The organism is Aquamicrobium terrae, assembly GCF_052978165.1.
Genome location: NZ_JBRKLZ010000001.1, coordinates 3,199,990 through 3,213,040 on the forward strand (window position 1 = coordinate 3,199,990; position 13,051 = coordinate 3,213,040).

At 66.3% G+C, this 13,051-nt stretch carries 10 protein-coding genes; 3 read left to right on the forward strand and 7 right to left on the reverse strand.

Translation table 11 applies throughout. The features are described 5' to 3' along the window. Window positions 1–45 precede the first annotated feature (45 nt). Genes ACVCNR_RS15790 through pssA form a run of 3 tightly spaced genes read left to right on the forward strand, consistent with a single transcriptional unit; the run spans window position 46 to window position 3,578 of the window. On the forward strand, window positions 46–1,932 hold the full coding sequence (locus ACVCNR_RS15790) for an ABCB family ABC transporter ATP-binding protein/permease (RefSeq protein WP_354192748.1): 1,887 nt from the start codon (window positions 46–48) through the stop codon (window positions 1,930–1,932). Window positions 1,933–1,979: 47 nt separating this feature from the next. Beyond that, the gene (locus tag ACVCNR_RS15795) at window positions 1,980–2,741 is read left to right on the forward strand and encodes a phosphatidylserine decarboxylase (protein ID WP_354192747.1); all 762 of its coding nucleotides are present in this window, start codon (window positions 1,980–1,982) and stop codon (window positions 2,739–2,741) included. A gap of 12 nt (window positions 2,742–2,753) precedes the next feature. Further along, window positions 2,754–3,578, forward strand: coding sequence for a CDP-diacylglycerol--serine O-phosphatidyltransferase (gene pssA, locus ACVCNR_RS15800; protein WP_354192746.1), 825 nt, complete (start codon window positions 2,754–2,756; stop codon window positions 3,576–3,578). On the opposite strand, the gene ACVCNR_RS15805 is transcribed toward pssA, so the two are convergent. The 7 genes from ACVCNR_RS15805 to ACVCNR_RS15835 form a co-directional block, all read right to left on the reverse strand. Next, window positions 3,579–5,807: an AMP-binding protein gene (locus ACVCNR_RS15805; RefSeq protein WP_447075439.1), complete on the reverse strand. Its 2,229-nt coding sequence runs from the start codon at window positions 5,805–5,807 to the stop codon at window positions 3,579–3,581. Window positions 5,808–6,022: 215 nt separating this feature from the next. After that, complete coding sequence (locus ACVCNR_RS15810; RefSeq protein ID WP_354192744.1) at window positions 6,023–6,649, reverse strand: hypothetical protein; 627 nt, start codon at window positions 6,647–6,649, stop codon at window positions 6,023–6,025. A 96-nt stretch (window positions 6,650–6,745) separates the two neighbouring features. After that, the gene (locus ACVCNR_RS15815; protein WP_354192743.1) at window positions 6,746–7,501 is read right to left on the reverse strand and encodes an SDR family NAD(P)-dependent oxidoreductase; all 756 of its coding nucleotides are present in this window, start codon (window positions 7,499–7,501) and stop codon (window positions 6,746–6,748) included. Window positions 7,502–7,556: 55 nt separating this feature from the next. Continuing rightward, complete coding sequence (gene purF, locus ACVCNR_RS15820; protein ID WP_354192742.1) at window positions 7,557–9,041, reverse strand: amidophosphoribosyltransferase; 1,485 nt, start codon at window positions 9,039–9,041, stop codon at window positions 7,557–7,559. An 87-nt stretch (window positions 9,042–9,128) separates the two neighbouring features. Continuing rightward, a complete protein-coding gene (locus ACVCNR_RS15825; RefSeq protein ID WP_354192740.1) occupies window positions 9,129–9,752 on the reverse strand; it encodes a CvpA family protein in 624 nt (207 codons plus the stop codon). Window positions 9,753–9,779: 27 nt separating this feature from the next. After that, the gene (gene radA / locus ACVCNR_RS15830; RefSeq protein WP_447075440.1) at window positions 9,780–11,198 is read right to left on the reverse strand and encodes a DNA repair protein RadA; all 1,419 of its coding nucleotides are present in this window, start codon (window positions 11,196–11,198) and stop codon (window positions 9,780–9,782) included. A gap of 228 nt (window positions 11,199–11,426) precedes the next feature. Then, a complete protein-coding gene (locus ACVCNR_RS15835; protein WP_354192738.1) occupies window positions 11,427–12,917 on the reverse strand; it encodes a replicative DNA helicase in 1,491 nt (496 codons plus the stop codon). Window positions 12,918–13,051: the final 134 nt, after the last annotated feature.

The following is a 13,051-nucleotide window of genomic DNA, read 5'->3' on the forward strand; positions in this document are numbered from 1 at the left end:
CTCCTTGCGAAGCATTGCAGCCGTCTTTTACAAGGCATTGAATTTGTGACTGAAAAAACCGTTTCTGCCGATTCCGGCTCCACCTTCAACACGCTGGTCAACCTGTGGCCCTATATGTGGCCGTCGGACCGCGCCGATCTCAAGGCCCGCGTCGTTTGGGCGACGGTGCTTCTGGTCGCGGCCAAGCTGACGCTGATTGCCGTTCCCTATTTCTTCAAATGGGCGACCGATGCGCTGGCCGGCGATGCGCATACCCCGCCGCCATTGCCGGCGGTTCTTGCCGCGCCCGTCATGCTGGTGGTCGCCTATAACGTCATCCGCGTCATTCAGGTCGGCTTCAACCAGTTGCGCGACGCGCTGTTCGCCCGCGTCGGCCAGTACGCCGTGCGCCAGCTCGCCTATCGCACCTTCGTGCACATGCACCGCCTGTCGCTGCGCTTCCATCTGGAGCGGCGCACCGGCGGCCTGTCGCGCATCATCGAGCGTGGCACCAAGGGCATCGAGACCATCGTGCGCTTCACGGTGCTGAACAGTGTGCCGACCGTGCTGGAGTTCGCCCTGACGGCGATCATCTTCGCGGTCGCCTATGGCTGGAAATATGTGGCCGTGGTGGCGATCACCGTGTGGCTCTACACCTGGTTCACGGTAAAGGCGAGCGACTGGCGCATCGACATCCGCCGCGACATGAACGACAGCGACACCGACGCCAACACCAAGGCGATCGATTCGCTGCTCAACTTCGAGACGGTGAAATATTTCGGCAATGAGAGGATGGAGGCCGAGCGCTTCGACCGCTCGATGGCGCGCTACGAAGCCGCCGCCACCCGCATCTGGACCTCGCTCGGCTGGCTGAACTTCGGCCAGGGCGTGATCTTCGGCATCGGCATGACGGTGGTCATGGCCATGTCGGCGCTGGAGGTGCAGGCCGGTACCCAGACGGTGGGCGATTTCGTCTTCGTCAACGCCATGCTGATGCAGCTTTCCGTGCCGCTCAACTTCATCGGCTTCATCTACCGCGAGATAAGGCAGGGGCTGACCGATATCGAGCAGATGTTCGACCTGCTGGATGTGCAGGCGGAAGTGGTCGACCGGCCGGATGCCGTGCCGCTGGCGGTGGGGTCCGGCAAGGTCGAGTTCCGCGACGTCCAGTTTTCCTACGAGCCGAACCGCCAGATCCTGAAAGGGGTCAGCTTCGAGGTGCCGGCCGGCAAGACGGTGGCCATCGTCGGCCCTTCCGGCGCCGGCAAGTCCACCATCTCGCGCCTGCTGTTCCGCTTCTATGACGTGCAGTCCGGCGCGATCCTGATCGACGGGCAGGATGTGCGCGACGTCTCTCAGGAAAGCCTGCGCGCGGCCATCGGCATGGTGCCGCAGGACACGGTTCTGTTCAACGACACCATCGCCTACAACATTCGCTATGGCCGCATCGATGCTTCCGAGGAGGAAGTGCGCCGCGCCGCCGAGTTGGCCCAGATCGGCCCCTTCATCGAGGGTCTGCCGGACGGCTACAAGACCATGGTCGGCGAGCGCGGCCTGAAGCTCTCCGGCGGCGAGAAGCAGCGCGTGGCGATTGCCCGCACCATCCTGAAGGCCCCGCCGATCCTCATTCTCGACGAGGCGACCTCGGCGCTCGACAGCCATACCGAGCAGGAAATCCAGTCGGCGCTCGATCTGGTCAGCCGCGACCGTACCACCATCGTCATCGCCCACCGGCTTTCCACCGTCATCACCGCCGACGAGATCATCGTGCTGAAGGACGGCCGGATCGAGGAGCGCGGCACGCATTCGGCCCTGTTGCGCAGGGGTGGCCTCTATGCCTCGATGTGGGATCGCCAGCGCGAGGCGACCGAGGCCGAGGAGCGGCTGCGCATCGCCCGCGAGACGGACGAGATGGGCGTTGTCGTGCGGCAGCGCACGCCGGAGGTCATTTGACGGTGCGTTCCGCGTCGGCTCATCCGGGACGCTGACGCATTGTTGCATTGCGGCTCGGGTGGGTTTCCGCTAGAGAGGCACCCACTGAAAACGGAGCCCGTCCAGCAACGATGCAACTCATCGACACGATCAGGAAGGCGTTCGTGCCGATCCATCGCGAGGGCTATCCCTTCATCGCCATCTTCGCGGTGGTGACGCTGGCGGTCGGCTACTTCTCCAGCTTCCTGCTGTGGGTGGGCGCGATCCTCACCGCCTGGTGCATCTATTTCTTCCGCGATCCCGAACGCGTCACGCCGGTTGACGACAGCCTGGTGATCAGCCCCGCCGATGGCGTGGTCACCGCCGTGGGTCCGGCCGTGCCGCCGCAGGAACTGGGCTTCGGCGGCGCCGAGATGACCCGCATCTCGGTGTTCATGAACGTCTTTTCCTGCCACGTGAACCGCTCTCCGGTGCGTGGCCGCATCACCCGTATCGAGCATCGCCCGGGCCAGTTCCTCAATGCCGAACTGGACAAGGCGAGCAGCGAGAACGAGCGCAACGGCGTGGTCATCGACAGCCCGCACGGCACCATCGCGGCGGTGCAGATCGCCGGACTGGTGGCCCGCCGCATCCTGTGCTGGGCCGAGACCGGCTCCGATATCGCCGCCGGCGAGCGCTTCGGCCTGATCCGCTTCGGCTCGCGCGTCGATGTCTACCTGCCGGAAGGCGCGGTGCCGCGTGTGGCGATCGGCCAGACGGCGGTGGGCGGCGAGACGGTGCTGGCAGAGTTCGGCGGACGGGCGAGCGCGCCCGTGGTCCGCGTCTCCTAGAAGTCCGGCCCGATGAACCCGTCCTTCAAGAAGTTCGAGGCGCACGGTTCCGGGGGGCCTCGCATTCGCGAAATCCCGCTGCGCATGGTTTTCCCGAACCTGCTGACGGTGCTGGCCATCTGCGCCGGCCTGTCGGGCATCCGCTTCGCCTTCGAGGGGCGTTTCGAGACGGCGGTGGTGATGGTGTTGATCGCCGCCTTCCTCGACGGGCTCGACGGACGCGTGGCGCGCCTGCTCAAGGCGACCTCCAAATTCGGCGCCCAGATGGATTCCATCGCCGATATCGTCAATTTCGGTGTCGCGCCCGCCCTCGTGCTCTATGCTTTCCTGCTCGACCGGGCCGGGTCTCCCGGCTGGATCGCGGCGCTTTTGTTTACCATTGCCTGCGGCATGCGGCTGGCCCGTTTCAACGTGCTCGAGGAAGTCCACGACAGGCCGGCATGGCAGGCCGAGTATTTCGTCGGCGTGCCGGCCCCGGCCGGGGCGGCGGTGGTGATGCTGCCGCTTTATCTGTCCTTCATCGGCGTCGAGCCGACGCGCTACGGCGCCTTCCTCGCCACCGGCTTCACCGTGGTGGTGGCCTTCCTGCTGGTCAGCCGCCTGCCGGTCTATTCGGGCAAGAGCCTCAAGATACCGGGCGACCGCATGCTGCTGGTCATCCTGGCCATCGTGCTCTTCTTCCTGCTGCTGGTGAGCTACCCCTGGTACACGCTTACCGCTTCGGTCGTGGCCTATCTGATCTTCCTGCCGCTCTCCGTGCTGGCCTATTCGCGCCGCGCCAAGCGCGAGGGCGAGGCCCAACTGCCGCCGGATGTGGACGCAAGGCCCGGGGACTGATCAGGCAGCGCTGCCGGCGTTCAGGCGCTCGACGGCGAGATCGCGGGTCGCCACATAGTCGGTCTTGCCGGAGCCGAGCACCGGGATTTCCGCGACCTTGACGATATCGCCCGGCACCGCAAGCTCGGCTATGCCGGCCTGCTTGCCAAGCCTGCGCAGGCTTGTCGCATCGGCCTGCGTCGCCGTGGTGACGAGCACGATGCGTTCGCCGCGCCGGCGGTCGGGAACGGCGACGACGGCATGCCGCTCCTCCGGCCACAGCGATTGCACCAGCATCTCGATCGCGCCCAGCGAAACCATCTCGCCGGCGATCTTGGCGAAGCGGGCCGCGCGTCCGGTGATGGTGATGAAGCCCTCGCGGTCGACCTTCACGATGTCGCCCGTGTCCTGCCAGCCATCGGCCAGCGGCTGAAGCTCGCCGGGCCGCTCGGCCGTCATGTAGCCCAGCATGACATTGGGGCCGGAGAGAAACAGCCGCCCGCCCTCGGCGACGCCCTCGACAGGCTCGATGCGCATGCGCATGCCGGGCAGCAGCCGGCCCACGGTGCCCTCGCGGTTATGGATGGCGGTGTTGACCGCCGCCACCGGCGCCGCCTCGGTAAGCCCGTAGCCCTCGATGATGGCGGTGTGGAAGCGCTCGCGCCAGACCCGGCGCGTTTCCGGCTTCACTGCTTCGGCGCCCGCAACAACGAAGCGCAGGCTGGAAAAATCGCCGTCGGAGGCGGTGCGGGCATATTGCGCCAGGAAGGTGTCGGTGCCGAACATCACCGTCGGCTTGAGGCGTCGGGCGACTTCGGGAATGAGCTTGTAGTGCAGGGGCGACGGGTAGAGGAACAGCCGCATGCCGGTGACCAGCGGCAGGATGGTGCCGGCGGTGAGGCCGAAGGAGTGGAACATCGGCAGCACGTTGAGCGCGATGTCGCTGGTGGTGATGGTGACGCGCGCCTCGGCCTGCATGGCGTTGGCGATCAGGTTGCGATGCGACAGCACCGCCGCCTTCGGTGCCCCCTCCGAACCCGAGGTGAACAGGATGACGGCCGGCTTTTCTGCCTTCTGCCGATGCAGGGGGTATCGCCACAACAGCGCGGCGGCCGCCTTGTCCAGCCCGCTGATGCCGGCTTGCAGGTCCTCCAGCCACAGAAGCTTCGCGCCTGCGGCCTCCACGGCCTGCACGACGTCTGCAAGCCCTGCCTTCTCCACGAAGACGCGTGACGAGATCACGGTGTGGATTGCCGCTGTGCGCAAGGCTGCGGTGACGTTGGCCGGGCCGGATGTGTAGTTGACCAGCGCCGCCACCTGTCCGGCCGAGGCAAGCCCGAGCAGGGAGAGCACGGCCCCGCTGGTGTTGGGCAGCATCACGCCGACGGCCTCGCCAGGCTTGGCGAGCTTTGCAAAGCGGGTGCCGAGGATGCGCGCACCGGCAAGCAAGGTGCGGTAGCTCAGCCGGCTTCCCGTGGCGTCCTCCACCACGACACGGCCGGGCCCGAAAAGCTCGGCTGCGTCGCGGACGGCCTGGAACAGGGTGAGGTCGGGCTCGGTCGTGGCGAGGCGCGCCTCGGCCATGCGGTCGAACAGCGCATTGGCGTTGCTGGCGGCCGGGCTGCCGTTGCGCGCGACCAGTTCCGGAGCCGTCATCGGCTCCAGAACCGAGACCGACAATCGCGGGAACCAGCGGCGCGGCGCCGGTGCCTTGCCGTCTATCTGGAAGGGCAGGGCCTGTGCGCCGCCGATGAAGATCGGCACGATGCGGGCATCCGCCTGCATGGCAATGCGGATCACGGCCCGATAGAGCCTGAAGGAGCGGATGTCCGGTTCGACCGCTTCGGGAATGTAGACGGCCAGCCGCCCGCGTCCTTTCAGCACCCGCACCAGCCGGCGCGAGACGAAGACATGCTCGGCGTTGAAGGCGATGGTGCGGGCCAGCTCCCGCCACGGCTCCAGCCATACCGATTTCGCCGAAACCGGGTCCAGAATATGCAAGGTGTCGTCCGGCAGCAGCGAGAGCGTCAATGCCGGATCGAGGCGCGACTGATGGCTGACGACATAGATGACGGGCGCCTGCGCACCCCGCGCGATGCCGATTCGGGCATCCGAGATGCGATAGGCAAGCTTGAACGGCGCATACAGCACCGCTTGCGCCGTGCTCAATCCGTGCCGGATTTTCTCGACTATGGCGGTCAGGCACCAGACAAGGGCTATGGCGGCCAGTAGCGCGAGGGTCAGGACCATGCGGTTTGCTCCCGCTTGTTTCAGCAAAGGTTCGCGCCGATTACGCCCGGAAGTTAACCGAACGCCCGTGTCCGTCAACAGCGCTTGTCGGGTTTCCACGAAGAGAATAAAGCGGCCGGGAAAGAAAAAAGCCGGCCCTGGCGCCGGCTTTCGAAAGTGGGGGCGGGGCTGAAGTCCTTGCCTGCGGCCGCCATGCCCCGTGGTGAGGTTTCTGCTCAGTTGGCCGCGAAGCAGTAGAACAGGCCGTCACCGCCGGTTCCCTGCAAGGCTTCCTGGCTGCAGCCGCCGCGCGAGGCATGCGAGGAGTTCCACGACTTCGCCGCATCCGAGTCGTCGAGCCCCATGCGGTCGGAGTGGCCGACGATGGCCTCGCCTTCGGCCCCGCTCATCGTCCAGTCGCCGCAGGTCTTGCCCTCGGCCCTGGTGCCGTCCGGATTGGAGCCGGTAAGGATGTCATGGCGGTTGGGGCTGTCGCCGCGACCGTTGATGATCTCGCCCTTCTCGTTCAGCGCCGTCTGCTTGGTGATGTTGTTGCTGTCGCCATGCAGGGAGGCGACATCGTCGGCGATCTTCTCGCCCTTGGCGTTGACCCATGGGCCTGCGCCGATGCGGTCGCGTGCATCCGTGTCGGCCGACGAGAGATAGGCGCGCCACGTCTTGCCGCTGACGCCGGCCGCTTCGGCGAGCGCGGCGCAATGCGCGTCGGCTCCGTCGAGGCCGCCCAGGTCGGCGCCCTTGCCGGAGCCCTGGCTGGTGACGAAGAAGCTCATCGAATTGTCCTGGGCCAGCGCCGTGCCGCCGGCGGCGAGCGTCAGGGCGGCCACAATCAGGAATTTACGCATGAAGGTGTCCTCCGGCTTGATGACGGGATTGGTGCCGGAAAACGATATGAGGCCGCCACAGGGTCGGCCAGTCACGACTTCGTGTGGGGAAACGGGCTATTCAGGCATCCGGTAGGACACCCAGCGATCGTGCTTGGCCTGATAGATCTCGCCGGTGCGGGTCAGGTCCGGGCTGGCCAGGCCCACGATGCGGGCGGCGATCTCGGAAGGGTGCGGCAGCGTGTTCGGGTCCTCTCCGGGCACGGCCAGCGCGCGCATGGCGGTGCGGGTCGCGCCGGGGTCCACCGCGTTGACGCGCAGCGGATAGTTGCGCGTCTCGTCCGCCCATGACCGCACCATGGCCTCCACGGCGGCCTTGGACGCGGCGTAAGGTCCCCAGAAGGCGCGGGCCGAATGCGCCGCACCCGAGGACAGCACGATGGCACGTCCCGCGTCCGACTGGCGCAGCAGCGGATCGACCGAACGGATCAGCCGCCATGTGGAGGTGACGTTGATGGCCATCACCTTCTCGAACACCTTGGCCTCGACATGGCCGAGCGGGGCGATGACGCCGAGCACGCCGGCATTGGCGACCAGTATGTCGAGCTTGCCCCAGCGCTCATGGATGGCGCCGCCGAGCCGGTCGATGCCCTCCATGTCGGCCAGGTCGAGCGGCACCAGCGTGGCTTCGCCCTTGCCGGTGCGCGCTTTCTCGGCCTTGATCTCGTCGTCGAGTTCCTCGAGTCCGCCCACCGTGCGCGCCACGGCGACGACATGCGCCCCCGCCGCGGCCAGGTCCCTCGCGATGAAATAGCCGATGCCGCGCGAAGCGCCGGTGACCACGGCCGTCCGGCCGGTAAGGTCGATGCTCATGCCTGTCCTCTAATTGCCTGCCCCGAAATGTCCGCCCCGAAATGTCCGCAAGCGGTCAGCCGTTGCTGGCCAGCAGCGACAGCGTATGCACATTGCTCTCGCCATCCTGATCGACGAGGCGGGTCGGGTACTCGCCCGTGAAATAATGATCGGTGAAAGCGGGAGCTTGCGGGTCGCGAGGCTCGCCGCCGACCGCCTTGTAAAGTCCATCGATGGAAATGAACGCCAGCGAATCCGCGCCGATATAGCGGCACATGGAGTCGAGGTCCTTATGCTGGTTGGCGAGCAGCTTGTCGGCGTGCGGCGTGTCGATGCCGTAGAAATCCGGGTGGTAGATCATCGGGCTTGCCACGCGCAGATGCACTTCCGTCGCGCCGGCGTCGCGGATCATCTGCACGATCTTGACCGAGGTCGTGCCGCGCACGATGGAATCGTCCACCAGCACCACACGCTTGCCCTCGATCATCGCCCGGTTGGCCGAATGTTTCAGCTTCACGCCGAGCGCGCGAATCTGCTGCGTCGGCTCGATGAAGGTACGGCCGACATAATGGTTGCGGATGATGCCGTATTCGAAAGGAATGCCGCTCGCCTGCGCGAAGCCGAGCGCCGCCGGCGTGCCGCCGTCCGGAACCGGCACCACCACGTCGGCTTCGACCGGCGCTTCCCCGGCCAGGTTCATGCCCATGTTCTTGCGCGCCACATAGACGCTGCGGCCGCCGACCACCGAATCCGGCCGCGCGAAATAGACATATTCGAACAGGCACAGCCGCTCGGGCTGGGGCTTTTCCGGCTTGATCGCCTGGGTGGTGATGGAACCGTCCTTCTGGATCTCGCAGATGACGATTTCGCCGTTTTCCACGTCGCGGATATATTTCGCGCCGATGATGTCGAGCGCGCAGGTCTCCGAGCAGAAGATCGGCTTTCCGTCGAGTTCGCCCATCACCAGCGGGCGGATGCCGATCGGATCGCGCGCGGCAATGAGCTTGGTGCGCGTCAGGGCCAGCATGGCGTAGCCGCCTTCGACCTGCCGGATGGCGTCCACGAAGCGGTCGGAGGAGGAGGAGTGGCGCGAACGCGCGATCATGTGCAGCACGACTTCGGTGTCGGAAGTCGCCTGAAAGATGGCGCCCGAGGCGATCAACTGTTTGCGCAGCGTGATGCCGTTGGTGAAATTGCCGTTGTGGGCGATGGCGATGCCACCCACTTCCAGTTCCGCGAACAGCGGCTGCACGTTGCGCAGGATCGTCTCGCCCGTGGTGGAATAGCGCACATGGCCGATGGCGCGGTTGCCGGGCAGCCGGTGCAGCGTGGCGGCGTCGGTGAAATGGTCGCCGACGAGGCCCATATGCCGCTCGGAGTGAAAGCGCCGGTCGTGGTAGGAAACGATGCCCGCCGCTTCCTGTCCGCGATGCTGGAGGGCGTGCAAGCCGAGCGCGGTCAGCGCGGCGGCGTCCTCATGGCCGAGAATGCCGAACACGCCGCATTCTTCATGCAACTTATCGTCGGCTTCAGCCGCGAGCGCGCCAAGTTCATTCGCCATAAGCTCAAGCTCCGCTAAAGCTGGTATATAGAACCTCGGCCGGTCCGGGGCAACGCAGAAGTTCGTCGCAGTTTCCGGATCACGTGGTTAGTTGGCGTCTTCGGCGGGCGGCGCGCCTGCGCCATCGTCCTGGCCGGCTTCCGGCGCAACGGGCGCTTCCGGTGCGGGCGGCGCTCCGGCCCCCCCTTCGGGCACCTGGCCGTCGCGGTTGAGGCGCTTCAATATGGCGTTCTCCGGGTCTTCGGGCAGCAGGCTTTCGAGCTTTGCGCCGACCGATTCCAGCAGCGGCCGCGACTTGGCGTCGGCCACCCATGCCGGTGCCCGATCCCCGGCCAGCCAGTTGAAGAACAGCAAGCCGACGGCCACCACGAGGATGCCGCGGGCCGCGCCGTAGAGGAAGCCCAGCGTGCGATCGAGCGCGCCGATGCGGGAATCGATGATGAAATCCGCGATCTTCATGGTGATGACCGTGACCACGATCAGCGCGATGACGAACACGATGGCCGCCGCCGCCGCCATGGCGATCTTTTCGTTCTCGATATAGGGCTGCACATAGGGCAGGACCGGCTTGTAGAAGAAATAGGCCGCTGCCGCCGAGGCAGCCCAGGAGGCGATGGACAGCACCTCGCGCGAGAAGCCGCGCACCATGGCGAGCATCGCGGATACGAGGGTGAAGCCGACGAGGATTCCGTCAAGCAGCGTAATCGGCATGGTCTTCGCCCCACTTCATGAGCCGCATCATTCGTCGTCCGGGGCACGGCTGCGGCGCGAGCCGGCTATGCGTGCCACAAGGTCGGCAAGCTCGGCGGGCCGGAAAGACCCGGCCCCCATCCCGCCGGAAACTTCCTCACCGCCTCTGGACCCTGCCAGCGGCAGAACCGCTCTCGCAAACCCCAGCTTTTCGGCCTCCTTCAGGCGCTGCTGCGCATGCGCAACCGGCCTGATGGCGCCCGAAAGGCTGATTTCGCCGAAATAGACGCAATCGGCCGGCAGGGCAAGACCGGTGAGGGAGGAAACCAGGGCGGCTGCGACGGCAAGGTCGGCCGCCGGCTCCGAAATGCGATAGCCGCCGGCGACGTTGAGATAGACGTCATGCTGCGAAAAGCGGACGCCGCAATGCGCCTCCAGAACGGCCAGAACCATCGAAAGACGGGCATTGTCCCAGCCGACCACGGCGCGGCGCGGCGTACCGAGCGGGGAGGGGGCGACGAGCGCCTGTATCTCGACCAGAACCGGCCGCGTGCCTTCCATGCCGGCGAACACGGCAGCACCCGGCGACTTGGCGTGGCGTTCCCCGAGGAACAGTTCGGAGGGGTTCGCGACTTCCCGCAAACCCTTGTCGGACATCTCGAACACGCCGATCTCGTCGGTCGGCCCGAAACGGTTCTTCACCGTGCGCAGTATGCGGTAATGGTGGCCGCCTTCGCCCTCGAAATAGAGCACGCCGTCGACCATGTGCTCGACCACGCGCGGGCCGGCGATCTGGCCTTCCTTGGTGACGTGGCCGACCATGACCACGGCCGCGCCCGTGGACTTGGCATAGCGGATCAGCGCCTGGGCCGAGGCGCGCACCTGCGTGACCGTGCCGGGCGCGGAATCGGCAAGGTCCGTCCACAATGTCTGGATCGAATCGAGGATGACGAGGTCCGGCCGCTTGCCGTCGGCGACGGTGGCGAGGATGTCCTCGACATTTGTTTCAGCGGCGAGTTCGACGGGCGTATGCGCCACGCCCAGCCGCTGCGCGCGCAGCCTGATCTGCGCCACCGCCTCTTCGCCCGAGACGTAGACGATGCGGTGGCCCTGTCTCGCAAGCGCGGCGGCGGCCTGCGTCAGCAGCGTGGACTTGCCGATGCCGGGATCGCCGCCGACCAGCAGGGCGGAACCGCGAACGAACCCGCCGCCGGTGGCGCGGTCGAGTTCGCCGATGCCGGAGATGATGCGCGGCGCGTCCTCGATGTCGCCGTCCAGCGAGGTGAGCGCGACGGCGCGGCCCTTGCGCACGCTGCGCAGCGATGCGGGGCCGGCACCGATGCCGCCGGCCGTGCCTTCCTCGATCAGCGTGTTCCACTCGCCGCAGGAATTGCATTTGCCGGCCCAGCGCTGATGCACGGCCCCGCAATTCTGGCAGATGAACTGGGTGCGCGGCGCTTTAGCCATGGCGGCACGCGGGAGATGATGGGGAGGTGCGGAAGTGCCGCGCCAGCATACCCCTCTCTGGCCTGCCGGCCATCTCCCCCACAAGGGGGGAGACCGGCAGCTTCAGCCTCCCGCTCTCCTTCGCAGCCATGGAGATTGGCGAAAGCCATGGCGACAGCGTCTCTCCCCGCTTGTGGGGGAGATGGCCGGCAGGCCAGAGAGGGGTAGTTTGCGGGAAAAGCAAAAGCCTTACTCGAACCTTTCCGGCAGGTGGCTGTCCTCGGCCAGGTCGAAGAAGCGCGTGAACTCGCCCTGGAAGCCGAGCTGCACCGTGCCCGTGGGTCCGTGGCGCTGCTTGGCGACGATCACCTCGGCCTTGCCGCGCGCCTCGTTCATCTCGTTTTCCCACTTGATGTGGTCCTCGGTGCCGAGCTTGGGCTCCTTGTTCTTGAGGTAATATTCCTCGCGATAGACGAACAGCACCACGTCGGCGTCCTGCTCGATGGAGCCCGATTCGCGCAGGTCCGAAAGCTGCGGGCGCTTGTCGTCGCGGCTTTCCACCTGACGCGAGAGCTGGGACAGCGCGATGATCGGCACGCCGAGTTCCTTGGCCAGCGCCTTGAGGCCGGTGGTGATCTCGGTCACCTCCTGCACGCGGCCCTGGCTGGCCTTGGCGGAAGAGCCCTGCATGAGCTGGATATAGTCGATGACGATGACGTCGAGGCCGCGCTGGCGCTTCAGCCGCCGTGCGCGCGCCGCGAGCTGGGCGATGGAGATGCCGCCGGTCTGGTCGATGAACAGCGGTATCTTCTGCATGGTCTGCGAGCAGGCCACCAGCTTCTCGAAGTCCATCTCCGAAATCTCGCCGCGCCGGATCTTGGAGGAGGAGATTTCCGTCTGCTCGGAAATGATACGGGTGGCGAGCTGCTCGGACGACATTTCGAGCGAGAAGAAGCCGACCACGCCGCCGTTTGCGGCCTTGAACGAGCCGTCCGCCTGCTGGGCCGGCTGGTAGGCCTCGGCGATGTTGAAGGCGATGTTGGTGGCGAGCGAGGTCTTGCCCATGCCGGGACGCCCCGCCAGCACGATCAGGTCCGATGCCTGCAGGCCGCCCATGCGCTTGTCGAGGTCGCGCAGCCCGGTGGCGATGCCGGAAAGGCCGCCGTCGCGCATATAGGCGGCGTTGGCCATGTCGACGGCGGTCTTGATGGCGTCGGAGAAGCTCTCGAAGCCGCCGTCGTAGCGGCCGGTCTCGGCCAGCTCGAACAGCCGCCGCTCGGCGTCCTCGATCTGCTCGGCCGGCGACATGTCCACCGGCGCGTCATAGGCGATGTTGACCATGTCCTCGCCGACCGTGATCAGCGCCCGGCGCGTGGCGAGGTCGTAGATGGCGCGGCCATAGTCGGCGGCATTGATGACGGTGACCGCCTCCGCCGCCAGCCGGGCAAGGTACTGAACGACCGTCATGTCGCCCACCTTCTCGTCGGCGGGCAGGAAGGTCTTCATCGTCACCGGGTTGGCCATCTTGCCCATGCGGATGAGTTCCGCCGCGACCTCGAAGATCTTGCGGTGCAGGGGCTCGTAGAAATGGTTGGCCTTGAGGAAGTCGGAGACCCGGTAGAAGGAATCGTTGTTGACGAGCATGGCGCCCAGCAGCGCCTGCTCGGCCTCGATGTTGTTCGGTGCCTCGCGGTAGAGCGGCGTTTCCGCCGTCGCCAGTTTGCGTGCTGCCTCTGCCATGATTCCCTCGGATTTCAGGAGCCTGTGGTTAGCAGACGAAGGGTTGCCTGAGTCGCCCCATCTCCGACAATCTACCTCCTACGCCCATGATCCACAGCCAATGCGCTCCATCCACAGAAGGATGCCGGCAGGCG